We start from the raw sequence: 26626 nt of genomic DNA, 5'->3' as shown, positions 1-26626 counted from the left end.
GGTTCAGCTGACCTCGATGTCCAAACCCAGGGTCCGCGCCAGTTCGACGAAATTGGGAAAAGATGTCGCCACGTTGGCGCAGTCGTGAATCTCGATGGGGATGGGAGCGCGCAATGCCGCGATCGAGAATGACATGGCGACGCGATGATCGCCGCGCGAATCGACTGCGCCGCCGCGGAAACTCCCGCCCCGGATGACCATGCCATCGGGGGTCGGGCGGGCATCGATGCCCAGCGTGGTCAGGCCGTCGGCCATGGCCTGGATACGGTCGCTTTCCTTGACCCGCAGCTCCTCGGCCCCGGTCAGCACCGTTTCGCCTGTGGCGCAGGCTGCGGCGATGAACAGGGCCGGGAATTCGTCGATGGCCAGCGGCACGGTATGTTCGGGAATGCGGATGCCGCGCAGTTCCCGGTAACGGATGCGGAGGTCCGCCACCGGTTCGCCGCCGACTTCGCGCGGATCGAGTATCTCGATGTCGGCGCCCATTTCGCGCAGGATTTCGATGACGCCGGTCCGGGTCGGATTGATCCCGACATGGCGGAGGAACACGTCGGACCCGGGGCTGATCGCCGCGCCTATCATGAAGAACGCCGCCGAGGAAATGTCCGCCGGCACGTCGATACGGGTCGCGGAAAGCTTGCCGCCGGATTGGATGCATACGCGGTTGCCATCCCGCGCCACCGGATAGCCGAAACCCGCCAGCATGCGTTCGGTGTGGTCGCGGGTCGGCGCCGGCTCGGTGACACAGGTCTTCCCTTCCGCGTAGAGGCCCGCCAGCAGCAGACAGGATTTCACCTGGGCGCTGGCGACCGGCATCGCATAGTCGATCCCTTTGAGGCGGCTTCCGCCGGCGATGTGCAGCGGCGCGGTGCCGGCTTCGGTGGTGTCGATCCGCGCGCCCATGGCCCGCAACGGTTCGGTGACCCTGCGCATGGGCCGACGTACCAGCGACGAATCGCCGGTCAGTGTCACATCGAATGTCTGGCCCGCCAGCAGTCCGCTCAAGAGGCGCATCGACGTCCCGGAATTGCCGAGATCCAGGGGCGCGGCAGGTGGCTTCAGGCCGTGCAGGCCGACGCCGTGGATCCGCAGCCGGCCCTCCGTCGGGCCTTCGATTTCGACGCCCATGGCCCGGAACGCCGCCATGGTCGCCAAACAGTCCTCAGCCTGGAGGAAGCCACTCACCTCAGTCACGCCCTCGGCGAGCGAGCCCAGCATCACCGACCGGTGGGAGATGGACTTGTCGCCCGGTACCCGGATGTCGCCCTGCATCCGTCCACCGGGCCTGGCGGTGAATACCACGTCTTTGTCATGCATGATTGTTTTCCGTCAGCTGTAGAAATTTTTCGCGGGCGGACCTGGCTTCGCTGAAACAGGCGTAGAGACGGCCGGCGTCGTCGTTGCGAATCAGTCCTGCCACCTCGCGCAGCGCCGCCTCGTATTCGGCCAAGAGCTCCAGCAGAGGCTCCCGGTTGGCCCGGCAGATGTCCAGCCACATCCTCGGATCGCTGGAGGCGATACGGGTGAAGTCGCGAAAACCGCCGGCGGCGTAGCGGAAAATTTCCGCCTGCTCATCCTTGCGGCCCAGCATTCGCGCGAGTGTGAACGCCAGCACATGGGGTAGATGGCTGGTCGCCGCCAGCACTTCGTCATGGCGTTCTGCTTCCATTCGCTCCACCTTCGCGCCCAGATACGTCCAGAACTCTCCCACCCGTGCCAGCGCGTCGGGTGCGCTGTCCGGCAGGGGCGTCAGGATGACGCGCTTGCCTTCGAACAGGCTGGCATCGGCGGCCTCCACACCGCTGCGCTCGGCGCCGGCGATTGGATGGCCGGGGATGAAATTGCTTGGCACCTTGCCGAACACGCGCCGGGCCGCATCTACCACGCTGCCTTTGGTGCTGCCCGCATCGGTGTAGACGCACTCCGGTCGCCATACCGGCCGCAGTCTTCGGAACAAGGGCTCGATGGTACCGACGGGGGTAGCGATGAGCACGAAATCGGCCCCTTCCACGCCCTGCTCCGGATCGACACGGCCGCGGTCGACGACTCCCAGCGCTTCTGCACGGTCGAGGTTGGCCGGATCGGCATCGACGCCGACGATTTCACCACAAAACCCGCGGGCGCGCAGGGCGGCCGAACCGCCGATCAGGCCGACGCCGATGATGCAGAAGCGCCGGATCATGGAACCAGCACGCGGTCCAGGGCGGCGAAGAAGAGGTCGATTTCTTCTGCGGTGCCGACCGACACCCGGAGATGGTTCGGCAGGCCGTAATTTCCCAATGGCCGCACGATGACGCCTTCGCGTAGCAGCGCGTCGAAAACCGGAGTGGCCGGCCTCCCCAGGTCGAAGCTGACGAAATTGCCGGCGGAAGGGATGAAATCGAAGCCCCGCTCTCGGAAACCGGCTTCCAGCTGGCTCCGGCCGGCGTCGTTCGCCTGTACCGTGGCTTCCAGGAAGCCGGTATCTTCCAGGGCGGCGGCCGCGGCGGCCAGTCCCAGGGTGTTGACGTTGAACGGCTGCCTGGCACGGTTCAGCAGGTCGGCGATCTCCACCCCGGTAACCGCATATCCGACCCTAAGGCCCGCCAGTCCGTAGGCCTTGGAGAACGTGCGGGTGACGATCAGGCCGGGAAACTCCCCCAGCCACTCCAAGGCGTCCGGATGGTCGGGGCACCGTGCGTACTCGAAATAGGCCTCGTCCACGACTGCAATGACATGCTCGGGCAGCGCCGCCAGAAACGAATACAGCTCTCCCCGGCCGAGCAGCGTCCCGGTCGGATTGTTCGGATTGGCGATGAAGACCACGCGGGTATCGGGATCGACCCGCTCCAACATGGTCTCCAGATCATGGCCGAAGCGTGGACCCCGGCTGCCGTCATGGGCCGGGGCCGTTTTTCCCGTCGCTCCTGCGGTCTGGGTCGCAATCGGATACACGGCGAAGGCATATTCGGAATACACCGCATTGCGTCCGGCTGTGAGGAACACCCTCGCCACCAGATCGAGCACATCATTGGATCCATTGCCGAGGACGATCTGCGCCGGCTCGACGCCGAGTTTTTCAGCCAGTGCCGCCTTCAGTTCGAAGCCGCTGCCGTCGGGATAAAGGTGAGTGCCCCCGAGTATCCGCCGCACGACTTCCAGCACCTTGGGGCTCGCGCCGAGGGGATTCTCGTTGGAGGCCAGCTTGACGATGCGCTTCAGAGCGAACTCCCGTTCCAGCTCGCCGATGGGTTTGCCGGGCTGATAAGGGGTGAGTCCGCGAACGCCGGGGACGGCGAGAGTGGTGATGCTCATGGCGAAAGTGTCAGCTCAGTGCGCGTGGATAGGAACCGAGGATACGCATCATGCAGCAGTGTTCCCTCACCTCGGCGAGGGCCTGCGCCAGGGCGGGATCGGCCTGATGCCCTTCCACGTCGATGAAAAAAAAGTAGTCCCACATGCCGCGCCGCGAAGGCCGCGATTCGATCTTGGTCATGCTGATCCCCAGGCGCGCGAAAGGCTCGATGAGGCGGAAAAGCGCACCCGGGTCATTGCGGGTGGACAGCAACAGCGAAGTTTTGTCGTGGCCGGTCGGTCCCACCGGCTGCCCGCCGATGACCAGGAACCGGGTGGTATTGTCGGGTTCGTCCTCGATGTTGCGGTTCAGGATCTCCAGGCCATAGAGTCCCGCCGCCACTTCGCCGGCGATCGCCGCCGTACCGGCGGTTTCCGCCGCCCGCCGGGCGGCTTCGGCGTTGCTGCCGAGGGGGGTGCGGCGTACACCCGGCAGAAAACGGTCCAGCCAGCCCCGGCATTGCGCCAGCGACTGCGGATGGGAGAACACTTCGGTCAGCTCGGTCAGCGCGGTCGGTGTCCTGCACAGCAGGTTGTGGTGGATGCGCAGCTGCACCTCCCCGGCGATGATCAGGCTGAAGCGCACGAAGCTATCCAGGGTGTGGGTGATGACGCCTTCAGTCGAATTCTCGACCGGCACCACACCGTAATGACAGGCACCGCTCTCCACAGCCCGGAAGATTTCGTCGATGGCCGGCATCGGGACGGCCTGGATGGCGTGGCCGAAATGCCTGTAGGCCGCCTGCTGGGTGAAGGTTCCTTCCGGTCCGAGGAAGGCGACGCTCAGCGGCTTTTCGAGGGCCAGGCATTCCGACATCACTTCGCGGAAAAAGCGGACCACGGCCTCTCGGCCGAGCGGGCCGGGATTGTTCGCTGTCAGCCGCTGCAGGATTTCCGCTTCCCGTTCGGGACGGTAGAAGCAGTCGGTCTCGCCCGCCGCCACCTTGATGTCGGCCACCCGCTGGGCACACCTCGCCCGCTGGTTGAGCAGTTCCAGCACCCGGTCGTCGAGTTCGTCGATGCGCTTGCGCAGTTCCGCGAGAGAAGGATCGTTCGCCATGCTTTCCTGGAAAAGTTTCCGTCTTGAGTTCAGTGGGCGGATGACCGATGGATGGACGGCACCCTGCGGATGTTCGCGGTCCTGTCCGGAACGGCCGGTGGAACCTCCGCGTTCAGGTCGATGAGCGTATAGGCGTATCCGCCCTGCGACTTGTCAACCGATCCGGGGACGTTCGGGTTCGCCTCCCCCAAGGCTGCCGAGCCGCTCACCATGTCGGGGCCGTTTCCGTTGGCGATTCCGATGTGATGGGGGTGGTAGCCGCAGCGGACCGATTCCGGAATGGCAACACCTTGCAGGTCGAAGGAGCGCAGCAGGATGGCGTCCGGATGCTGGATCCCCGAAGCGACCTCGTAAGGATCCCGTGGCAAGCGCTCCAACTCGGCCATCGCGATACGGTCGTAGGTCAGCACCGCGTACACGGTATTCCCCTAGCCATACCGGCGTTCGAAGTCCGCCATGAAGGCGATGAGCGCGTCCACCCCGGCCTCCGGCATGGCGTTGTAGATGCTGGCGCGCAAGCCGCCGACGGAACGGTGGCCTTCGAGCGCCTCCAGCCCCTGTGCCGCGGCTTCGGCGGCGAAGGTCTTTTCCAGACTGGCATCGGCGAGACGGAACGGTACGTTCATGCGCGAGCGGAACGCAGGATCGATCGGATTGGAATAGAAGGACGAAGCGTCGATGGCGGCGTAGAGCTTCTCGGCCTTGCGGATGTTGCGGGCATTCATGGCCGCCACTCCGCCTTCCCGCTTGAGCCATTCCAGCACCAGCCCGACGAGGTACCAGATGTAGGTCGGCGGCGTGTTCAGCATCGAGCCGTTGTCCGCATGCTTCCTGTAATCGAACACCGTGGGCGTGCCCGGGATGGTCTTGCCGATCAGGTCTTCCCGGACGATGACCACGGTGATACCCGCCGGTCCCATGTTCTTCTGGGCCCCCGCATAGATCAGCCCGAACCGCTCCACGTCGACCGGCCGGGACAGGATGTTGGACGACATGTCGCACACCAGGGGCAACCCGCCGGAATCCGGGACGTCCTGAAATTCCACGCCGTTGATCGTCTCGTTGGCGGTGTAATGGAGATAGGCCGCTTCGGGGTCGATCCGCCATTCGTCGCGCGCCGGCACGGTGGTGAAACCGCCCGCCCTGGCGGTGGCCGCGACCATGACCTGGCAGTAACGGCTGGCCTCCTCGATCGCTTTTCCCGACCAGATACCGGTATCGACGTAGCAGGCCGAGGTCCTGTCCCGCAGCAGGTTCATCGGTACCATGGCGAACTGGGCGGTGGCGCCGCCCTGCAGGAACAGTACCTTGTATTCCGGTGGAATGGCGAGCAGTTCACGCAGATCAGCCTCCGTCTTTTCAGCGATGGCGCCGAAATGCTTGCCGCGATGGCTCATCTCCATCACGGACATCCCGCTCTCGCCCCACTCGAGGATTTCTTCCCCGGCGCGGCGCAGCACCGCTTCCGGCAGCATCGAAGGGCCGGCACTGAAGTTGTAGATGCGTGTCATGGACAGGTTCCCGGTATTTGCAGACGTGCAGGGCCGTTCGAAAACCCCTGCCGGAGCTTCGGCGCCGGTTCCACGCCGTTCCTGGACACCCGAAAGATTTCATCGATCGCCATGGCCGGCCCGGATTTACAGGGTTTCCACGGAATCGCCGGAACCGTTGTCCGGCTCGTCCTCTTCGCCACCGGGCAGGCTGCCGATGCGATCCATGCCGACGACCTTTTCGCCGGGATTCAAGCGGATGACGGTGACCCCTTGGGTGTTGCGGCTGAGCACGGAGATTTCACTGACCCGCGTCCGCACCAGGGTGCCGGCGTCGGTGATCAGCATGATCTCGTCCTCGTCCTCGACCAGAGCTGCGCCGACGACCGCGCCATTGCGGGCGCTGGTCTGGATGGCGATGACCCCCTGCCCGCCCCGCCGGTGACGGGGAAACTCCTCCAGGCGCGTGCGCTTGCCGTAGCCGTTTTCGGTGATGTTGAGCACGGTCCCTTCGCTGGCGATGATCAGGGCAATGACTTTCCGCCCTTCCTGCAAAGTCATGCCGCGCACCCCGGCGGCGGTACGGCCCATGGCACGGACATCCGTCTCGTGGAAACACACTACCTTGCCGTCGCTGCTGAACAGCATCACGTCCTGTTCGCCATTGGTGATCGCCACGTCGACCAGGCGGTCATCGTCGCGCAGCTCGATGGCGATCTTGCCGCTGGGCCGGGGGCGCTCGAACTCACTGAGCGCGACTTTCTTGACCGTGCCTGAGGCTGTGGCCATGAAGATGAAATGGGCTTCGTCGAACTCCCGGATCGGCAGGATGGCGTTGATGCGTTCACCTTCCTCCAGCGGCAGCAGGTTGACGAAGGGTCGGCCGCGAGCGGTGCGGCTGGCCACCGGGAGTTCGTATACCTTGAGCCAGTAGACTTTACCGCTGCTGCTGAAGCACAAGATGGTGTCATGGGTGTTGGCCACGACCAGCTTTTCGATGTAATCCTCTTCCTTCGTGGCGGCCGCCTGCTTGCCGCGGCCGCCACGGCGCTGGGCCCGGTAATCCGACAGCGGCTGGGCCTTGACGTAGCCTTCGTGCGAGACCGTCACCACCATGTCTTCCTCGGTGATGAGATCCTCGGCCGAGAGGTCGAGACGGTCGGCGATGATCTCGGTGCGGCGGGGATCGCCGAATTGTTCGCGGATGGCGACCAGCTCATCGCGGATCACCTGCATCAGACGGGTGTCCTTGGCCAGGATGTCCAGCAGATCGGCGATCTGCTCCAACAGCGCCCGGTATTCAGCGATGATCTTGTCCTGCTCCAGACCGGTGAGGCGATGCAGGCGCAGGTCCAGGATCGCCTGTGCCTGGATCGGCGAAAGGCGATACGCGCCCTCGCGCAACCCGTAGACCGGGTCCAGATCGCGCGGGCGGGAGGCTTCCGCAGCATCCGCTCGTTCCAGCAGTTCGGTGACGACGCCGGGCCGCCAGGCGCGCGAAACCAGGCGCTCCTTGGCTTCGGCTGGACTCGGCGAGCTCTTGATCAGTTCGATGACTTCATCGATGTTGGCCAGAGCCACCGCCAGACCTTCCAACACATGCGCCCGCTCTCTGGCCTTGCGCAGTTCGTGCAGCGTGCGCCGCGTCACCACCTCGCGGCGGTGGTCGATGAATGCGGCGATCAGGTCGCGCAGGTTCATGAGGCGCGGACGGCCGTTCAGCAGCGCCACCATGTTGATACCGAATACGCTCTGCATCTGGGTCTGCTGATACAGATTGTTCAGCACCACCTCGGGCGCCTCGCCCCGGCGCAGTTCGATCACCATGCGCATGCCGTCCTTGTCGGACTCGTCGCGCAGGGCGGAGATGCCTTCGAGTTTGCCTTCCTTGACCAGTTCGGCGATCTTCTCCAGCAGCCGTGCCTTGTTTACTTGGTACGGCAGCTCGTTGACGATGATGCTCTGGCGGCCACCCTCCTCGCCCTCGAACTGGCAGCGGGCGCGCAGGTAGATGCGGCCGCGGCCGGTGAGATAGGCTTCACGGATGCCGGCGGCACCGTTGATGATGCCCGCCGTGGGAAAGTCCGGGCCGGGCACGAAGGCCATCAAATCCTGAACGCCGGCTTCCGGATTCTCGATCAGCGCCAGACAGGCGTCGACGACTTCTCTGAGATTGTGTGGCGGAATGTTGGTGGCCATCCCGACTGCGATACCGGCCGAACCGTTGACCAGCAGGTTGGGAATCCGTGTCGGGAGAACCGACGGTTCCCGTTCCGAGTCGTCGTAGTTGGGGACGAAGTCGACGGTTTCCTTGTCCAGGTCGGCCAGGAGGTCGTGGGCGATGCGTGCCATGCGGACTTCGGTGTAACGCATGGCCGCCGGCGGGTCGCCATCGACCGAGCCGAAGTTGCCCTGTCCATCGATCAGCATGTAGCGGAGCGAGAACGGCTGGGCCATCCGCACGATGGTGTCGTACACCGCCGTGTCACCATGCGGATGGTATTTACCGATCACGTCGCCGACCACGCGGGCCGATTTCTTGTAGGGTTTGTTCCAGTCGTTGCCGAGTTCGTGCATTGCGTAAAGCACGCGCCGGTGCACCGGTTTGAGACCGTCGCGGGCATCCGGCAGGGCGCGTCCTACGATCACGCTCATGGCGTAATCCAGGTAGGACTGCTTCATCTCGTCTTCGAGGTTGACCGGAATGATTTCTTTGGCGAAGGCTGTCATCGGAACCGAGCGGTAGGGAATGGGCGTGGCGGCGATGCCTGCCCGGGACGGAATTCGCGCATTATAACAAAAGCGTAATCCCTTGCCCCGGACTCATTCCCGGGGCATCGCGGCCCTGACCGCATCGTATTTCGGCGCGCCAGGCTGGTCCCGGTATTCGAGCAGGCCCCAACTGCCCCAGCGGGTATAGGGACCGGCGCTGTTCCACAGGTTGTAGAGCCCGCCCCCCGCCGCCCGCCAGTCTTCCAGGTGGCGAAGGTAGGCCTCACCCATGCGCTCGTCCCGGTTGGCGGCCACGAACAGGGCGGTAATCGCCGGATCAGTGCCGGCTTCGCTGACGCCCACCAGATGCTGACCGCCTTCGTAGGCCACCAGGTTCAGCCCATACTCGCTGGCAAGGCGTTTGTTTTCCTGCATCTGACGCTTGGCTTCCTCCAGGGCTCCGCCGGCCGGGCCGCCCGGAAGCTCGCCGCCGTAGAAGATTTCAGTGAACAGTCGGTGCAGTCCCCCGTCGGGATCGGTGCTCCATTCCTTTACCACTGCCGCATGTTCTGGCAGGCCCAGGTAGTGGCCGAAATAGGGGGCAATGGCCAACGCCCGGACATGATGCCGATGGCAGGGCGCGCCGCCGCGTTCGGCCCGCCACAATCGACAGTCCAGCGCCTGGCGTGCGGTCCAGGGATTGGCCGCCTGGCTTCCCATGACACAGATCACCCGGTCCCTCTCCTCGGCCCAGACTTCTTCCCAGATGTCGCAGACCTGTGCCGTGCGCATTCCGTACCATTGCAGCCTTTTGCCGTAGGCGCTCTCATCCGCGCCCGGCCATCTCGCCAGCGCCTGCACTTCCATCCAGCGACCGGCGGAGAAGGCATCGTTCCAGGCTTCGTTGCCGTATTCGACGTAGACCTTACGGTCCTTGTCGAGCTCCCGCCGCACCAGCATGGCGAACTGGCGGACGTAGCCGTCGTCGGCGCGCGCAGGCATGTTTACCCAGACGTCCGCCTGCAGGCGGTTGCCCAATGCCGGGATCAGCTCAGCCGGACCGCCGTCTCCGCCCTCGGACGCCCAGGTCCGGCTGTCCGGAACGGTGCGATCGGTCCAGCCAACGGCGGTGGAATCGTTGGTGTTCTGGTAGGCCATGAAACGGATGGCGCGGAACGGCGCCAGGTTGCGCAGGAATCGGGGATCGAAGATGGGGTCCGCTTCCTCGAACGGCCGGCAGGCACGTTGCGTCCCGCAGGTCTGGGTGTCGGTGCAGAAGGCCGTGGGCTGTCCTTCGCAGGTGCCGCCTTCGGGCACGACTCTGATGTTGCGGAGGTGATCGCCGTTGCCGCCGGGATCCGTGGCCAGGATGGCGAGTTCGAACCAGTATTCGCCACCGGTGCCAGTCACGTCGACGACGTCCCGTCCGGGTCTGGATAGAACGGCATTGCGAACGGCGCCCCGCGCATAGCCGAGCGTGCCCTGGCCCTGGTAGCGGACGATGAAACGTCCGGCCGGTCGGGAAGGATTCAGGCCGGTCGGTACCAGGGTGGCGACGGAGGTGAAACGACTGCCGGACGCGTCGTTTCGGGCAGGATCCGGCAGCGATTTCGGATACCCCGCCGCATCCAGTACCAACGCATCCTGTTCGAGCGTGTTCCAGGCGCTCGCGCCGGGAGGCCAGCCTTGTCCGTTGCAGCCCGGATCGCGCCCGGTCCGGCATTGGGTGAGCCAGGGTCCCGAGAGTTTGAACAGATCGACGAAAGGAATTTCAGTGCCGTAATAGGCCAGACCGGCGATGTTCACACCGATACCGAAGCCGGAGTCCGGTGTCGGAGCATCGGGTTCATCACAGGCCGTCAGGCCGAGACAAAGCGCCGCGGCGTAAATCCCGTCGAGCCACCGGCCGCCCATACCATCCACCACCCACCGAAGGCTCAATGCCGGCGGTTGCCGCGTAACCATGTCTTGCCCCGCCGGGCCAGGGCGACCAGGCTCCGCACCAAAGGCCAGCGGTCGTACCATCGGTTGGGAGCGATGTCGCTGCGCGAACTGCGCTGCCATCCCTGGCTGGGCACCGCCACCAAGGTGACCACGTCGGGATTCTGCTGCCGGAACGTCGAGTACGCTCCATCCACGTGCATGGGTCCGCCGTCCGGATGGCCCGGCGGACGCTGCAACAGAGCATCGAGAAACCCCAGCAGGCGGTCGATCACGGCACCGTTGACCGCATAGAAGTGCGCCGTGACGATGGGGCCGGCGTAGGGTTCCAGGTGCGCCCTGTCTGGCGGGACTTCGGGAAACTCCACTACATGGCCGAAGAACGCGAAATCCCAGGGGGTTTCGCGCAACTCGCCGAGCAGCTTCTCTTCAACTTCGGGAAACTGCGCGGCGAAGGTGAGGTCGTCCTCGAGTATCAGGACATTGCGGAGACCCTGGGCCTTGGCCGCACGCAAAATGCCCAGATGGCTCAGGAAGCAGCCGTGCGCGCCGATACTGGGAAACGGCCCGGCGGATTCGGGCCGGATCGCCGGGAAAAACTCCACCCGGCCGGGCATCGGCGGCATGCCGGCCCGTTCCAGCTCCTTCTCCATCTCACGCCGGCGGTCACGGCGTTCGGGCAGATTGATGATGTAGCAGCGGTCGAAATAATCCATCAGATGCACGGTTTCCCCCTCCTTATGCGCTCGATGCCGTCCATCATACCCCAGCCGTCGTCGATCCACAGGTCGCTGCAGCCGGCCGCCCGTGGGCGTGGCAAAATAACGCGCCCTTCGAAGCACCGGAGCTGCACTCCATGGCCGACGATCACCGCAACGCCCATACCCGCCTCTCCAGGAATGCCATCGCCAGCGTCGTCGGGCAGCTGATCTATCTGGTCACCCGTGTCGGCCTCCCGCCGTTCATCCTCCTGCACGTTTCGCTGCAGGACTACAGCATCTGGGCCACCTGTTTCCTGGTGCTGGGTTACATCGGCATGAGCACCTTCGGCATCGCCGGGGTGTACATACGTTATTCGGCGGAATACTACGCTCATGGCCGGCTCGACGACATCGGGCGCATGATGGGAGCCGGCATCTGGCTCACGCTGGCGCTCGGGTGCCTCATCCTGGGAACATTGTGGGTCTCGATGCCTTGGCTCTACGCCTGGTTCCATGTCGACCCGGGGATGCAGGAAACGATGCGGCTCCTGGTGCTGGGCGTCGTGGGGGCGATGCTGCTGGAGCTTCTGATTCCTTACGGTTACGTCATGGGCGGCATCCACCGCAACGCGGAAAACGCGGTGATCTCGCTGATCTGCTCGACCCTGGAGGCCGTGCTGATCGTCGTCTTCCTGCTCCAGGGCTGGGGTCTGGTCGGGATGATGGCAGCCTACGTGCTGCGCGCCGTGTTCGCGCTGACGCTGACCCTGACCTGGTTTCACCGGCTGCTGCCCGGGTTCCGCATCCATCTGTGGGGACTGGGAAAGGCCCAGTGGCGACCGTTCCTGGAGTATGGCGGTGTCATGCAGGCGAACGGCCTGCTCAGCGTCTTCCTGAATACCAGCGAACGGGCGCTGGCCGGCTATGTCACCCACCATCCCGGCGCGGTCGGTCTGCTGGACATCAGTCAGAAATTCCCGATGATGGCCACCCAGCTCTTCAATTCGGCGACCAACAGCCTGCTGTCGGCGATCACCCATTTGCACACTCTCGGCGAGCGTGAAGAGCTGGTGCGGCTGTATCTGCGCTCCTCGCGCTACCTGAATGCGCTCAATGGCCTGGCGCTGGGATTCATGGCACCGTTCGCGACGGTGCTGATCACGGCCTGGATGGGACAGAGCGTCCCGGTCGCCGATGCCGCGACCCTGCTGCTCTATGCCGCGGTCGGCTTCCACATCCACGCGCTGACGGCCCCGGTCACCAGTTATTTCCAGGCGATCAACTCGCCCGCCCGCACTTTCTGGGCTTTCATCGTGCCGCAGATCGTCCTGTTGGCGGTGGGCCTGGCCTGGATGAAGTGGCGGGGTGAAACCGGCCTGCTCGCCCTGGCCGGGACGATCATGCTGACCCGGATCGGCAGCAGCCTGGGCGTCATCGTTTATGCCAACGCGCAATTGGGCATCGGCCAGTTCCGGTTTTTCCGGGAGGTCGCTCCCATCGGGGCTCTGCCCTATCTGGTCGGCTATCTGGCCAGCCGGGCCGTGTCCGGCCGGCCCGAGCTCGCCGGGCTCGGTCGGTGGGAGGCGTTCGGCATGCTGGTCTTGTTCGGCGTGGCCTATGGGGCTGTCACCCTCGGTCTCGTGTTCGCCCTTCTGGCCCGGCCCGACGAGCGGCGGGTCGTGCACACCGCCCTGGCCAGACTGGGCCAGATGCTGCGTATCGGCCGGCGTGGCAGCGATTCACCCGGGGCGGCGGCCCCGAGCGGCTTCAGCCGCTGGCCGGTCCCGGTCGCCACATTCGGTGTATTCACGGGTCTTGGACTGTTGTACTCGCTCGTCCTGCCCGGCGGACTCCTCGCCAGTCTCTTTGCGCCCGCCCTCATGCCGACTCAGGCGTGGATGTCCGGCTTGGCCGTGCTTGGCGTGGGGTTGGCGGCAGGCTTCGGCGGCCGCTGGGCCGACCGGGTCGGACCTCGTCCGGTGCTTTTCGCCGCCTCCCTGCTCTTTCTGGCCGCTCTCCTGTCCATGCTGTCGGGCGCGCATCTTCAGGCGAGGAATCTGGTTTTGTCCGGCTACGGCATGGCCGGCGGTCTTGGCTTGGGTTTTGGCTATGTGGCCACGATGCCCGCCTTGATGCAGGTCTTCCCCGCCCGCCGTGGAATGATGGCCGGGCTGGCGCTTGCAGGTCTCGGGAGTGGCATTCTGTCGGCCGGGCCGCTGGCGGACGCACTCCCGAAACTCGGCGGAAATCCCGAACCCTTGGGCGTGGCGGAAACCGCGTTTGCCCTGGGATCGCTGGGTTTGGTTTTGTTGCTCGCCGGTTGCCTTGCCATGCGGCTGTCGCCGTCGGATGGCAAGCCGGCCCCCGCTCGGGAATGGCGGTCGCCGCGGTTTTACCTGCTTTGGCCGATGTTTTTTCTCAGCGCCGCCGCCGGCATCGGCCTCTCCCGTCTGGCGGTACCGATACTGCAGGACATGTCAGATGCGGCCGGCACGGGGGCATTCGTCGCGATATTGGGTCTGGCCGACGTCGGCGGCCGTCTGATCGGCGGTTGGGCGTCCGACCGGTTCGGCCGCCAGCCCGTCTGTACCGGGGTCTTCCTGGGAGGCGGGGCGCTCTGCATGGCGCTGCCTTTCGTCGGTCTGGGCGCCGACCTGGCCGTTTTCGTGGTTTGCTGTGCCGGCGCGGTTGGCCTTTTAGGCGGCGGGATCGCCACCTTGCCCGCTTATGCGGCGGATTTGTTCGGGACCTCCAGGACCGGACGGGTTCACGGCAGCCTGCTGACGGCGTGGGCGGTGGCGGCGGTGGCCGTTCCGCCGCTGGTATGTGGGCTGGAAACCTGGCTGACCGGACTCGGCCTCGCCGAGGTCCATGTCCGATTCGCCCTGTTGTGGATGGCATCCGGGCTGTTGCTGGTGGGCTTTCTCTGCAATCTGCTGATCGGCCAGGCCAAAGGGGCCGGGGCATCATAAGACCCGCCTGAACCGGAATGGCACCGCCGCCCCGAGCCGCCGCTCGGCCTCGCCGGCGTCGCTCCATTCCGGGCTCCGCCGCTGCATGTAGCTCTCCGCCCAGCCGGTGAGCATGAAGAACATGGGCATCGTTTGCTGACCCATGAACACCGTGGCTATGGCGACGAAATAGGCGAGATAGATGCCGGCCAGGGTGAACGACAGCGAGCTGCCGGGCGGGCCGGTGGGCGGCTGGCGCAGCCCGTGGATCAGGAGGCGGACCAGGGTACCGAGCAGTAACAGGAGGAAGAACACCGAGGCCAAATAACCGTGCATCAGCAACAGCAGCAGGTAGTGGTTGTCGATGGACTCCGCGCCCGGTACCTTCGGCCATTTGGTCAGGCCCCAGCCCCACAGCGGCTGCTGATTGGCGATGTCCACGTAGTGCTCGATCAGTTCATAGCGATAAGCGGCGGTTTCCTGATTTTCGTCCTTGGCGTTTTCGCGCCCGACCGAGGCATAGTCCAGGAAGGCGATGAGGGCCGGGATTCCGACGATGATCATCCCGCCCAGGATCGTCGCCATCGCCGCCCGTCGGTATTTGCTCCTGCCCACCGCGACCAGGCCGGCGCCGATGAAGCTGGCCAGCCAGGATCCTTTCGCCAGGGTGATGAAGAGGCCGCCAGCCGTGGTGAGACTCAGCCACAGCGCCGGTTTGTAAGGCAGCCACGGCAACAGACCGAACTTGTCCGGCCAGGCTCCGGACCACTGCAGCCAGCGCTGCAGCCGGAAGGCGACGATCATCATGATCCCCGCCAGCAGGGCGTGGGCGTAGGGCCCCCCTGCCCGCGCCAGACCGAAACGGAAGGTCGTGACCCATTCCAGACCTTGGCCGGGAAAGAACCGGTCGAACACGAACCGCCACGGATTCATTCCCAGACGCAGCTCGACCAGATTCAGGATCGAGACGGCCGCCATCGACAGCACACAGATCTTGGCGAACAGGAAGCGGTTGCCGAACGGCTCGATCAGGCTCTTGGCCAAAAGATAAGGGACGACGCCGCTGAACAGCATCGCGAACATCAGATTCTGGGCATCGGAATAGCCGGAAGCGCGATACTCGGAGATGGAGACACACAGCGCATAGCCGAACACCCAGAGATCGTTGAGGCTGAACCGATAGCCGGGGAAGCCGTTCATCGCGAAGCTCGCCGCCACCGCGACGCAGGCCGCCTGATTGAAGGTCGGGTCTGGCAAGCCGGGGAAAATGCAGCGGTAATAATCCGGCAGGAGCAGCAGAACCGGCAGATAGACGCGGAGAAAGGCGTACTGGACGTCGTGCCGGGTGGCGATCAGAAAGGCCGCGATGCCGGGCAGCAGCGCGATGTAGGACAGCATCAGCCGGCGCGTTTGCGCTCGATGGAACGGGCGGGCACCCCGGCCACGACCGCGCCGGCGGGAACATCGCGCGTCACGACCGCATTGGCGCCGACTACGGCCGCCTCCCCGATCGTGACTCCCCGCAGGATGACCGCGCCCCGCCCGATCCAGGCGTTGCGCCCGATCCGGACCGGCTCGGCATCATGGCCGGTGTCCCGCACGGAGCGGCCTGCGGCGATGCGGTGATTGGCGTCCCGGATGCTGGTGTATTCGCCCACCATCACACCGTCTTCCAGGATGACCGAGGCATAGGACACGATGTGCACTCCACGCGACAGCACGACACCGTCGCCGATCTCGATATGGCCTCGTTCCTGGGTTTCCAGGTACAGGCCGGGATAAAGGAACAGATCCCGCCCCAGGTGGATGTTTCTGCTGCCATGCAGTTCGGGCGTTCCCAGCACAACGACGGAAGGATCCAGGGCCGAATCGAGGGCCGCCTTGAGCCGTGCATGAGCCCACAGGCGGTGCCAGGATTCCAGGCGGTCGGCGATGGCGGCGGCCGGTGTCAGTAAACCCAGCAGGAGACGTTTGGCGATCTTGGACATGGCATCACTTGTACTCGATCAGGAAACGGCGGTGGTGACGCAGGCGGTCGAGCCGACAGGCGATCTGGCCGGCCAGGATGGGAATCTGTTGGAGATGTGAGTGGATGCCATAGAGCAGCAGCGTCCAGAGCCCGCCCCCTTTCCAGCTGGCCTTCCAGGCCGAGCGCAAGGCCAGCGCCAGGAAGAACGCCAGCGCCAGCACCGGCGGCAGCATGCTCTTGGCGATCGCCAGCCCCACCACTCCGGCAGCGAACAGCAGACTCAGGAAACCGCCGCGCAGCAGGTTCCTCCGGGCATCCGCCAGCCACAGCGGAAAGGCCGTGTGCCGCAGCCGCTCGGACACTTCGGCATAGGCATAGCCCGCCCGGAACGCCCGCTTCCAGTAACTCGCCCAGGTTTTCATGGCCAGGTCGTGCCCGGTCATGGGGCGGTCGACGTGCAGGATGGTGAAACCCAGAGCCCGGATGCGCTGGCACATTTCCGGCTCCTCCCCGGCGATCAGGCTGGCGTCGAAGCCCCCCACGGAACGGACGACATCGGCGCGCATCAGGGCGTCGCCTCCGCAGAAATCGGAAGGGCCGGGCGGATAGATCCAGTCGAGATCCAGCACGCGGTTGAACAACGACTGTTCGGGATGGAGTTCACGCCGGTGTCCCCAGACCACGGCGACCTTCGGGTCGTCAAACTCGGGCAGCGAGTCGGCGACGAAATCCGGGTGCAGTACGGTATCGCCATCGAGAAAGAGCAGATACGGCGCTTTGGCTTCCCGCCAGCCGGCGTTGCGTCCCAAGGCAGCGGAAGGCCGTTCGGGCTTCACCTCGATGACTTTCGCACCGAACGCGCGTGCGCGCGCCACGCTGTCGTCCCGAGAAGCCGAATCGACGTAGATGATCTCTACCGGACCACCGGGATCCCGCATGTCACGCACCGAGGCGAGACAGCGACTCAGGCGCTCGCCCTCGTTCCGGCCGATGACGACGACCGACAGCAGAGGCCGGCCGGAAAGTGTCGGTTCAGTCATCGGTCAGCTCCTCGAACAGTCTGGCATAGCGTTCCAACCCGGCCTTGCTCGAATAACGTTCGCGCAGCCTGGCGTCGGCCGCCGCGACGATGCGGTCCAGGCTCGCCGGCGCAAGGCCGGCGACTTCCTCCAGTACGGTTCCCAGATCGTCGGTGTCACCGGCGCGGAACTGAAATCCAGAAACGCCGGGTTCGATCAGCGATGCCGCGCCGCCGGTATCCGGCACCAGCACGGGAACGCCGGCGGCCATGGCTTCCAGGATGGCGAGGCCGAACGGCTCGCATGGGCACAGGTGCAGCAACAGATCGCTCTCTGCCAGGATTTGCGGAACTCTGTCGCTGAAGCCTTCGAATACCACGTTCGGATGATCCTTTTCCGCGCGTGCCCGCAGCACCTCCAGGTCCCAGCCCGTACCGCAGATGCGGAAATCCAAACGCTCGAGTGCCGGGTGCCGGTCCAGGCAGTCGAACAGCAGATCGATCCGCTTGATCGGATCGACGCGCGAAACCACGACGACGTTGCGGACTCCCTCACGGAACGCCGGCCGCCGGGGGGCCGCGGCGATCTGCCGGTCCGGCAGGAAATTCTCGCAGACTTCGATGTCGGCTTCGGTGACGCCATGTGCGAGCAGGCGTTCGCGTACGAATTCGGACACCGCGACGAAGCGTACGCCTGTTCCGTTGAGGAGCCGTTTGCGGCCGTAGCTTTCGCGTTCGTCCGTGCCGCCGTGCACGAGGTGGAGGTGCACGTTGCGGCGCCGATACAGGCGGTTCCAGGCCAGGAATATCAGGGAATGACTCACGCCGGTGGCAGCGAACGCGATCCGGCGGTGGTGGGCGATCCAGGGCCGGACTCTGATGGCCAGGTCAGGCGCGCCGCGGAATGCCACCGCCGGGATGTCCAGCCGCCCGGCCTCCTCCAGGGCCGGTCCGGGCGGGGCGAACAGGACGGGTTCCAAGCGGTCGCGCAAACCATCCAGGGTCGCCAACGCCATGCGTTCGGTACCGTACAGATTGCCGCTGTGCAGCACGTAAAGGAACCCCGGTTTCATCCCTCCAGCCTCCTCGAAGTGTGTTTCTGCCCGTTCTCATGGCTGGCGGCCAGTGCGAACTCCTCGGCCAGTTTGGCGTAATAGCCGCCGCCACGATAGACCTCCAGCCGGGTGACCACGAAGCCCACCGCCTTCGGGTCGATCTTTTCCAGGATGCCGGCCGCCCGCCGCAGTTCCCCCGGTTTGACCTGGCCGGCGCCGACCAGCAGCAGGGTAACGTCCGCGATCTCCACCAGGTATTCGGCATCGGCGGACAAAAGCAGGGGCGGCGCATCGATCAGCACGAGATCGTAGGCCGCCTTCAGCTCGTCGAGGCAGCGGCGCAGGGCGGGATAGGCGAACAACTGGCGGCCCGGAGCGGTTCCCGTTCCCAGCCGGGCCGGCAATCCGCCGGCCGCCGGTACGACCGCCGCCGTGACTTCGCCGGAACCGGCCAACAGATCGGCCAAGCCGGGCTGGGCCGAGCCGCCCCGATAGCGAGGGTCAGGCTTGAGGGGATCGGCCTCCACGACCACGGTAGGCACGCCGAGCACGCCGAGTTCGGCGGCCAGATCCAGAGCGAGGTCGGTCACCCCGGCTTCCGGTTTGACGGAGGTCAACGACACCAACCGGCTGCCGTGCATCTCCCGCTCCCGGTTTACGGCGATGGCCAGCCGGCGTAGCTGGTCTGCGCTCATCCGTTTGAGATCGGGGCTGCCGTGATGTTCGACGAACCAGGCGACTGGTCTGTGACCGATGATCTTGGCGACCTGGCCGGTGGTGCGGATGCGCTGATCCAGCATATCGAGCCCGACCGGAGTGGCGGCGCCCAGCGCCAATGCCAACACCAGGACCACGGCGAACAGCTTCTTCCGACCGCCCTTGACCGGCAGCTCCGGCGGACGGGCATAGGTTTCGACACGAACGAAACCGGGTGCCCGCGACTCCAGCTCGAAGAACTCGATACGCTCGTCGATCATGTCGAGCTGCTTACGGCTGCGTTCGATTTCGTCGCTGAGGCTCAGGGCCTCGTTGTACAGCGCCGCGAACCAGGAAGCCTTCTGACGAAAGGATTCGAGCTGGAGGGAGAGTTCCTGTTCGATCTGACGGTCCCGCTTCACGTCGGCTTTGCGCTGATCGATGAAACTCTTCGCGACCTGCTCGGTGAGCTTGTCGACGGTTCGGTTGAGTTCCTCATCGATCTCCTTGAATTCGCGGTCGATCTGGATTTTCAGAGGGTGCCGGGGATCGAGGCCGCTGGCCTGCTGCAGCAGCTCGCTGCGGCGCTTGTAGAGGCTGCCTTTCAGGCTGATCAGCCCCGGGTCTTTCTGGATGGTGTCGAAGGCCGCCGCGGCGATGGCATCCTGTCCGCTCTTCCGGTCTTCGAACAGCGCCAGGGCGGCTTCGCTCGCCAGCCGGTTGCGCTGCGCCATGGCCAGGGCATTCTGGCTTTCGATCAGCAGCTTGTCGTAGGGGCTTGCCAGCTGTTCGCTGAATGTCGTCACGCTCAGTTCCTGAGCGATCTCGGTGCGGCGGGCAAGCTTTGCGTCGATTTCACCCTGGATCTGCCCGCGCCGTTCCCTCAGGCTGGTCAGGCGCACGTTGCGGGCGAAAAAGGAGTCCGATTCCCGGGATTTTTCGAGATAGGTGTCGACGATGGTGTTGACCAGTTCGTCGAGATGGTCCGGCGTGGTCGATTCCAGCGTGACCGTGATGAGGTAGCTGTCCTTGACCGGCTTGACCTCGAGTGCTGCTTGCAGTCGTTCGGCGGCCCGACGGTCCGATTCCTTCTTCTTCTGCCAGACATACCGTCTGTCTCCAAGCTTGGCCAGCGATTCCAGCAGTATGTCGTAACGCGGTACCGTCAGTGCCTGATGTTCGATGAACTGATCATAGGCGGGGATGTCCAGCTCCTTGGATTCCTTGAGGATGTTCACGAAATGCGGCGCCACGTACAGCACCGCGGTGGCCGAATAGACGGCCTTGCCTTTGACCCAGGCGAATCCGGCCCCGAAAACGACGACCACGGCCATGACCATCAGCGCGATCCGGCGGTGCCGCCGGAAACTCACCAGCGGCATCAGTGTGCCGGTGGACTGCGGCGGGTTTGGGGGAGTCCCGGGAGCGGTTGCGTTCATCGTGCCGACGCTACATCGTACCGATCTGGCGCAGCATCCAGGCCTGCATGAAAGGGTTGGCCCGCTGCAGGATGAAGCCGATCTTCGAAGCGGTGTTCATGGGCACGTAGATGATGTCGCCGTGTTCCAGCGCCAGCGACAGGCTGGGATCCGGTCTCATGATGTCGCTCAGGGCGATCTGCAGGTTGACGCCCTTTTGCGGCCGGATCAGGTGAATTTCCCCCTGGTGAGCATCCGGCGTGGGACCGCCGGCCTGGCCGAGCGCATCGACGAAGGACATCCGCGAGGTGAGGCGGATGGCCCCCGGTTTGTTGACGGCGCCGAGCACGAAGACCTGACGATCCGATGCGTCGGGGATGTACACCACGTCGTTCCGGTGCAGTTGCACATTGAGTTGCAGGTCGCCCCCCAGCAGTTTCCCGATGTCCACCCAGAGAATACGGTCGCGTCGGATCACTGCACAGCTCGTGAGCACCTGCTCCGGCCGGATCAGTGGGAAAACTCCGGCTTTCGACAGGATTTCGAGCAGCGTCGGTGGCGTGTCGAAAGGCACCGGACCGGGATGTTCGACACGGCCCAGCACTGTGACACGGTTGGATGCGTATTGCAGCACCCGCACCGTCGTGAAGGGATCGCGATAATACTTGCTCAATGCCCTACTGATGGCATGGGCCGCCTGTTCCCTGGTTAGATTCCGCACGGAGATGTTGCCGACCACGGGTAGGGTGACATAGCCATCCGGTCCGACCACCTGCGGCCCGGAAAGCTCGGCCCGGCCGACCACGTCGATGTGGATCTGATCGCCGTCACCGACCCGGTAGTCGGTCACGGTTTCCTCCTGGAAAGCCCTGATCACCTCGGCCGGCGACATGGTTTCGGCTTTCTGCGGTGCACTGAACGCCTGGCGAGCGCCGGGGGTGGCGTCCGGCACCGACTCCCAGGAACCACAGCCGGCCAGGCCCATGGTCGAGGCAAGGATCGCACTGCGGACGACCTCACGGAACGGTTTCATGTCCAGGCGTCCCAGTCCGGCGGTGTGGTCGCTCCGCCGCATCGAATCCCGGAGACCGGAAATCATTCGGTTGAAACGAGATATTCGACGGCCCGTTCGGCGTCGGCGAAAACCAGGAAAATCTCGTTCAGGCGGGTCAGTTCAACCAGCGCCTGGATTTCTGGGGACAATCCCGCCAAGACCATTTTTCCCGACCGTTCCTCGATGGCCTTGAAGGCGGCGATCAGCACCGACAGCCCGCTGGAGTCGACGAAACCGACATCGCTCAAATCCACCACCAGCCGCCCCGTGCCTCGTCTCACGACAGCCAGGAGTTCGCTCCTGGCCTGGGCGGCGTCTGCCATCACCAGGCGTCCGCCGAGTTCGACGATGTCCACATTGTCCTGCGTCCTGTGCTTGAGAAGCATTCCCCTTACTCCCGGCAGTCATCGAGAAATGGCCATGCTCGACTATTGTAGTTAGAACGGTTTCACGAAGTCGATGAGATTGCGTCCGGTACTATCCGCCCACGCGCGGACGAATGCTACAATTCCGGGAGCCCGCCGGGCAGCAGGCATCGGTTCGAGTGCCATCGACTGGGGAAAGCATGGAAAACATCGGCAGATTGCTCCTTTCGGCCTACCAGTGCGCGCCGGCCATGGGCTCGGTCTCGCAGATCGGCTGGGAGTGGTATTCCCGGCTGGCCGGGCGGATCCCGCTCACGCTGCTGACCCATGTCCGCAACCGGGAGGCGTTGGAAAAGGCAGGGGCCCCGCTGCCCGGCACCGAGGTCGTCTACATCGATACCGAGTGGTTCGCCGGTCCGCTCTATCGCCTGGCTTCCCGCCTCTTCCCACGCAGTGAACACCCGGTATTCCTGATTTCGTCCCTGGATTTCTTCGTTTACGACTGGACGGCGCTGCGTACTCTCCGGAAACTGCGCAAGAAAGATCCACACTGGGAACTGGTCCATCAGCCGACTCCGGTTTCCCCCCTCGCTGCGACCGCCTTGCACCGGCTGGGCGTGCCCGTGATCCTGGGCCCTTGGAACGGCGGGTTGAAGTCGCCGGCGAATTTCCCCGAAATCATGGCGGCAGAATCCGGCTGGCTTTATCCGGTGCGGCGGCTGGGCCGGTTGGTGGACGGGCTGGTCGGCTCCAGCCGGAACGCCCGTCTGATTCTGACCGCCACCGCGGCGACCCGCGCCGATGTGCCCGCACGTTACCGGCCGAAGTGCCGGGACATGCTGGAGAACGGCGTAGATCTCGAAGTCTTTCGGGCCGCGCCCTGGCCCGAACCGCCCAGCGAGGGTCGGCCTTTGCGCATCCTTTTCGTCGGCCGTCTGCTCCCCTTCAAAGGCGTGGCCATGCTCCTCGAAGCCGTCGCGAGCATCAGTGCCGGTTTCCCGGTCCATCTCGCCATCGCAGGCGCCGGCCCCGAGGAAAATGCACTGCGGCAAAGAGCCGGTGAGCTCGGGATCTCCGACCGTGTGGCATTTCTGGGTGCCCTCCCCCACAGCGAAGTGGCTCGCCGACTGGCCGAGTCCCATGTGTTTTGCCTGCCTTCCATCCGCGAATCGGGCGGCGCAGTGTTGCTGGAGGCGATGGCAGTGGCGAGGCCGGTTGTCGCCCTCGATTACGGCGGACCTGCTGAAATCGTCGACGGCGAAGTGGGCGCGCTGGTGCCTGCCGGCGGTTGGAAACCCGTCGTGGCGGGGCTAGCCGGCGTCTTCGAAGACATCTTCCGTGATCCGGAAAACTGGCGCCGCCGGGGCCAGGCGGGTCGCCAACGGGTCGAACGGCGGTACTCCTGGCCCGCGAAGATCGATGCGGCCTTGTCCCTCTACCGTGAATGCCTGGAGCGCCGATGAGCCCCCCTTGCAGACTTGCTTATCTGGTCAGTCAATATCCGGCCATTTCCCATACCTTCATCCTGCGGGAGGTGCTCGGCCTCAGAAGGCGCGGTTTTGCGATCGCCGTCGCCTCGGTGAACCCTCCGGATCGTCCGCCCGAAAAGCTGACGGCGGAGGAGCGGCGGGAGGCCGAGGCCACTTGGTATCTCAAACCCCGAGGCGCGGCAGGCGCCCTGAGAGCCCTGGGTCGTACGCTCCTGCGCCGGCCAATGGCCCTGGTCCGGGGGCTGTGGTTCGCCCTGCGCCTCGGCGGCACCGACGGCAGAAAACTGGGCTATCAGCTCGCCTATTGGGTGGAGGCCGTCATGATCGGCGACTGGATGCACCGTGAAGGACTTTCCCATCTGCACGTCCATTTCGCGACGCCTGCCTCCATGGTCGGTCTGATCGCTGGCAAGGTGTTTCCCATCGGCTTTTCCTTCACGGTGCATGGTCCCGATGAATTCTACGACGTCTCCGGTTACCGCCTGGCTGACAAGATCGCGGGCGCGGAGTTCGTCGTCTGTATCAGCCATTACGCCCGCAGCCAGCTGATGAAGCTCTCGCCGGTGACGTACTGGAACAAATTCGAGATCTGCCGGCTCGGCGTGGATCCCGCCCGCTTCGCTCCCCGCGAGGCCAAACCCGCCGGCGCCGTGTTCGAGCTGCTGTGCGTGGGACGCCTGGTGCCCGCCAAGGGCCAGCACGTCCTGCTCGACGCGCTGGCCCGGCTGCGCGCCCGCGGCCGCCGGGTCCATCTCACCTTGGTCGGCCAGGGGCCGGACCGCCCTTCACTCGAGGCCCAGGCTCGCCGGCTGGAGCTGGGAGATGCCGTCGATTTCGCCGGGGCCGTCAATCAGGATGAGATCTCCGGCTATTACGCCGCCGCCGATGCCTTCGTGCTGCCCAGTTTCGCGGAAGGGTTGCCGGTGGTGCTGATGGAGGCCATGGCGCTGGGGGTTCCTTGCATCACCACCCACATCACCGGCGTGCCTGAACTGATCAGGGACGGCGCCGAAGGACTGCTGGTCGCTCCGTCCGACGTCGATGGACTGGTCGCCGCCATCGAGCGGCTGATGGACGACCCGGCGCTCGCCAGGCGGCTGGCCGAAGCCGGGCGGATCAAGGTGCTGGCCGAATACGAGCTGAATGGCAGCATCGCGCGGCTGGCGGATGTCTTCGAACGCCGGCTTTCCTCTTCCTGACCACATCGGGGGTTCGGCATGCCGATCGATACTTTCATCCTGTTACCCGGTGTCGTGCTGAGCGCAGCGGTCCTGCCCGGCACTTTCGAGCTGGCCATGCTGACGCTCGGCGGCGTTTTGCCCCGCCGGAAAACCGCCGCCATCCGGGACGCGGCTCCGCTGCGCTTCTGCATCGTGGTTCCGGCGCACGACGAGGCCGATGGCATCGCGGCCTGCCTGCGTAGCATCCAGGGCGCCGAGACGGGGCATCACAGCGTGACGATCGTGGTCGTCGCCGACAACTGCAGCGACGATACGGCCGCCCGTGCCGAAGCCGCCGGCGCACGGGTGCTGGTCCGTGAAGACCCTGAACGGCGCGGGAAGGGGTATGCGCTGGATCATGCCTTCTCGATCCTGCTGAAGGAGGATCACGACGTGTTCGTGGTCGTCGATGCCGACACCCGGGTGGAGCCGAATTTTCTCGGCGAACTCGCGGCGCTGTTCCAGGCCGGTGCCGACGCGGCGCAGACGCGTTACCGCGTCTCCAACCCGGAACAGTCGGTCCGCGCCCGGTTGATGCACGTCGCCTGGCTGGCATTCAATGTATTGCGTCCGCGCGGGCGGGACTATTGGGGCTGGTCCGCCGGCATACTCGGCAGCGGCTTCGGGCTGCACCGCCGGACGCTGGAGAGCGTTCCCTTTGACGCCGGTTCCATCGCCGAGGACCTGGAGTATCACATCCGCCTGGTGCGAGCGGGCAGGCGCGTGCGCTTCTGCGACGGTACGACCGTGTGGTCACCCATGCCAGCCACGGCTGCAGCGGCTTCCAGCCAGCGCGCCCGCTGGGAGGGGGGCAGGTTCCGGATGATGCGCGAACAGATCCCCCCGCTCATCCGGCAGGTGGCAGGAGGCCGCTGGCCGCTGCTGGAACCGTTGCTGGACCTGCTGCTGCTGCCGCTGGCCTATCATGTGATCCTGCTGGCGCTGCTGCTGGCTTGGCCCTGGCCACCGGGGAGGATAGCGGCCGCCGCCGGTATGGTCATCGTGGGTTTGCACATCGCTGCAGCCCTGGCCGTGGGACGGGCCGGCTGGCGGGACTGGGGAGCACTGGCCGCAGCGCCTTTCTATGTCGCCTGGAAACTCACGTTGGGCAAACGGCTGCTCTCGTCCGCGGGCCGGGATGCCGCTTGGGTACGCACCGAAAGGACGAAATCCGATGAATCCGCCTGACATTTCGGTTCTGATCGTATCGTTCAACACCCGTGACTTGCTGCGCCGGTGTCTGGCCAGCCTGCGCGACCAGGCGGGGGGGGCGGGCATCGAGACCATCGTGGTGGACAACGCATCCCGGGACGGCTCGGCGGACATGGTCGAAGCCGAGTTTCCCGATGTCCGGCTGATACGAAGTTCCGTGAATCTCGGGTTCGGCAACGCTAACAACCTCGCCTTCACGCAGTCCCGGGGGCGCTATCTGGTTCTGCTGAACTCGGATGCCTGCCTGGCTCCCGGCTTGCTCGACGCCGCCTCCAAGCGCATGGATGCCTGCCCGGACGTCGGCATGGCAGGAGGTCGGCTGGTAGGTCCGGAAGGCGGCTGGCAGCCCTCTGCCCGCATGTTCCCTTCTCTGCTGAATGAGTTTCTCGTTCTGAGTGGTCTGGCACATCGTTACCCGAAATCCCGGCTGTTCGGACGTTTCGACCGAACCTGGGCGGACCCCTCAGAAGAAGCCGGAGTGGATTGGGTCCCGGGTGCCTTCGCGATTCTGCGGCGCGACCTGATCGACCGCATCGGCTTCTTCGACCCGCGTTTCTTCCTGTATTACGAGGAAGTGGACTTGTGCCGTCGGATCAGGGCTGCCGGCTGCAAGATCATGTACTGGCCGGAACTGGTCATCACCCATCTCGGCGGCGAGTCGGCCAAGACTTTGAGCGACATGGAGTTCTCTTCTCACGCTTCGCAGCTCACGCTATGGCGCATGCGGAGTCAGGCACTGTATTACCGCAAATGGCACGGTCTGGCCCTTGCCTGGAGCGCCAAGACGCTGGAGCAGTTATGGCACTGGCTGCGGGCCTTGCGTCACCGTAGATCTGCGCCTGCCAAGGCGCACGAATCCGAGGCGCTGATCCGTCTGTGGAACCGGGCCTGGAAAGAAACCGAAGGCGGCAGGGTGTCGCCGCCGCAACCGTGGTGATTCG

Annotated in this window: 21 protein-coding genes; 5 read left to right on the top strand and 16 right to left on the bottom strand. The window is 65.0% G+C overall.

Translation table 11 applies throughout. The features are described from left to right. Positions 1–3: 3 nt before the first annotated feature. From aroA to H156_RS0113200, 9 genes are all read right to left on the bottom strand, one after another. Entirely contained in the window at positions 4–1317 is a 1314-nt protein-coding gene (aroA, locus tag H156_RS0113240) for a 3-phosphoshikimate 1-carboxyvinyltransferase (RefSeq protein ID WP_017364626.1), read from the bottom strand. Then, positions 1310–2182, bottom strand: coding sequence for a prephenate dehydrogenase (locus H156_RS0113235; protein ID WP_017364627.1), 873 nt, complete (start codon positions 2180–2182; stop codon positions 1310–1312). Before H156_RS0113235 ends, aroA begins: the two co-directional genes overlap by 8 nt. Beyond that, the gene (hisC, locus tag H156_RS0113230) at positions 2179–3294 is read right to left on the bottom strand and encodes a histidinol-phosphate transaminase (protein WP_017364628.1); all 1116 of its coding nucleotides are present in this window, start codon (positions 3292–3294) and stop codon (positions 2179–2181) included. Before hisC ends, H156_RS0113235 begins: the two co-directional genes overlap by 4 nt. Positions 3295–3304: 10 nt before the next feature. Next, entirely contained in the window at positions 3305–4393 is a 1089-nt protein-coding gene (gene pheA / locus H156_RS0113225; RefSeq protein WP_026597624.1) for a prephenate dehydratase, read from the bottom strand. 29 nt (positions 4394–4422) lie between these two features. Beyond that, positions 4423–4812, bottom strand: coding sequence for an ACT domain-containing protein (locus H156_RS0113220; protein WP_017364282.1), 390 nt, complete (start codon positions 4810–4812; stop codon positions 4423–4425). Positions 4813–4821: 9 nt separating this feature from the next. Next, entirely contained in the window at positions 4822–5904 is a 1083-nt protein-coding gene (gene serC, locus H156_RS0113215; RefSeq protein ID WP_017364281.1) for a 3-phosphoserine/phosphohydroxythreonine transaminase, read from the bottom strand. Between the two features lie 126 nt (positions 5905–6030). Further along, entirely contained in the window at positions 6031–8613 is a 2583-nt protein-coding gene (gyrA, locus tag H156_RS0113210) for a DNA gyrase subunit A (protein WP_017364280.1), read from the bottom strand. Between the two features lie 93 nt (positions 8614–8706). Continuing rightward, positions 8707–10560: a hypothetical protein gene (locus tag H156_RS0113205; protein ID WP_026045802.1), complete on the bottom strand. Its 1854-nt coding sequence runs from the start codon at positions 10558–10560 to the stop codon at positions 8707–8709. Next, positions 10533–11252, bottom strand: a complete 720-nt coding sequence (locus H156_RS0113200; protein ID WP_017364278.1) for a glycosyltransferase family 25 protein — start codon at positions 11250–11252, stop codon at positions 10533–10535. The genes H156_RS0113205 and H156_RS0113200 overlap by 28 nt, the downstream gene beginning before the upstream one ends. A gap of 140 nt (positions 11253–11392) precedes the next feature. Between H156_RS0113200 and H156_RS0113190 the strand changes: the two genes are divergently transcribed. Then, on the top strand, positions 11393–14209 hold the full coding sequence (locus H156_RS0113190) for an MFS transporter (RefSeq protein ID WP_017364276.1): 2817 nt from the start codon (positions 11393–11395) through the stop codon (positions 14207–14209). On the opposite strand, the gene H156_RS0113185 is transcribed toward H156_RS0113190, so the two are convergent. From H156_RS0113185 to H156_RS0113155, 7 genes are read right to left on the bottom strand one after another with little or no spacing between them, the layout of a single operon-like run. Beyond that, positions 14204–15586 (bottom strand): O-antigen ligase family protein, encoded by a 1383-nt coding sequence (locus H156_RS0113185; RefSeq protein ID WP_010960701.1) that lies wholly within the window; start codon positions 15584–15586, stop codon positions 14204–14206. The two genes, H156_RS0113190 and H156_RS0113185, sit on opposite strands and share 6 nt — an antisense overlap. Further along, complete coding sequence (locus H156_RS0113180; RefSeq protein ID WP_017364275.1) at positions 15586–16176, bottom strand: acyltransferase; 591 nt, start codon at positions 16174–16176, stop codon at positions 15586–15588. Before H156_RS0113180 ends, H156_RS0113185 begins: the two co-directional genes overlap by 1 nt. Before the next feature lie 4 nt (positions 16177–16180). Further along, positions 16181–17197 (bottom strand): glycosyltransferase family 2 protein, encoded by a 1017-nt coding sequence (locus H156_RS0113175; RefSeq protein WP_017364274.1) that lies wholly within the window; start codon positions 17195–17197, stop codon positions 16181–16183. Then, positions 17190–18248, bottom strand: a complete 1059-nt coding sequence (locus H156_RS0113170) for a glycosyltransferase family 4 protein (protein WP_017364273.1) — start codon at positions 18246–18248, stop codon at positions 17190–17192. Before H156_RS0113170 ends, H156_RS0113175 begins: the two co-directional genes overlap by 8 nt. Further along, positions 18245–20365 (bottom strand): GumC family protein, encoded by a 2121-nt coding sequence (locus H156_RS0113165; RefSeq protein WP_036246501.1) that lies wholly within the window; start codon positions 20363–20365, stop codon positions 18245–18247. Before H156_RS0113165 ends, H156_RS0113170 begins: the two co-directional genes overlap by 4 nt. Before the next feature lie 10 nt (positions 20366–20375). Continuing rightward, positions 20376–21443, bottom strand: a complete 1068-nt coding sequence (locus H156_RS0113160; protein ID WP_017364271.1) for a polysaccharide biosynthesis/export family protein — start codon at positions 21441–21443, stop codon at positions 20376–20378. Then, positions 21440–21784 (bottom strand): STAS domain-containing protein, encoded by a 345-nt coding sequence (locus H156_RS0113155; RefSeq protein WP_017364270.1) that lies wholly within the window; start codon positions 21782–21784, stop codon positions 21440–21442. The genes H156_RS0113160 and H156_RS0113155 overlap by 4 nt, the downstream gene beginning before the upstream one ends. A gap of 179 nt (positions 21785–21963) precedes the next feature. Between H156_RS0113155 and H156_RS0113150 the strand changes: the two genes are divergently transcribed. Genes H156_RS0113150 through H156_RS0113135 form a run of 4 tightly spaced genes read left to right on the top strand, consistent with a single transcriptional unit; the run spans position 21964 to position 26622 of the window. Continuing rightward, positions 21964–23226, top strand: a complete 1263-nt coding sequence (locus H156_RS0113150) for a glycosyltransferase family 4 protein (RefSeq protein ID WP_017364269.1) — start codon at positions 21964–21966, stop codon at positions 23224–23226. Beyond that, the gene (locus H156_RS0113145) at positions 23223–24452 is read left to right on the top strand and encodes a glycosyltransferase (RefSeq protein ID WP_017364268.1); all 1230 of its coding nucleotides are present in this window, start codon (positions 23223–23225) and stop codon (positions 24450–24452) included. Before H156_RS0113150 ends, H156_RS0113145 begins: the two co-directional genes overlap by 4 nt. Positions 24453–24470: 18 nt before the next feature. Continuing rightward, a complete protein-coding gene (locus tag H156_RS0113140) occupies positions 24471–25661 on the top strand; it encodes a glycosyltransferase family 2 protein (protein WP_017364267.1) in 1191 nt (396 codons plus the stop codon). Continuing rightward, the gene (locus H156_RS0113135; protein WP_017364266.1) at positions 25648–26622 is read left to right on the top strand and encodes a glycosyltransferase family 2 protein; all 975 of its coding nucleotides are present in this window, start codon (positions 25648–25650) and stop codon (positions 26620–26622) included. The genes H156_RS0113140 and H156_RS0113135 overlap by 14 nt, the downstream gene beginning before the upstream one ends. The last annotated feature ends 4 nt before the right edge of the window (positions 26623–26626 follow it).

The sequence above is a fragment of the Methylococcus capsulatus str. Texas = ATCC 19069 genome, from assembly GCF_000424685.1.
Classification (GTDB): Bacteria; Pseudomonadota; Gammaproteobacteria; order Methylococcales; family Methylococcaceae; genus Methylococcus; species Methylococcus capsulatus.
This window is presented reverse-complemented; position numbering and strand designations above follow the sequence as displayed.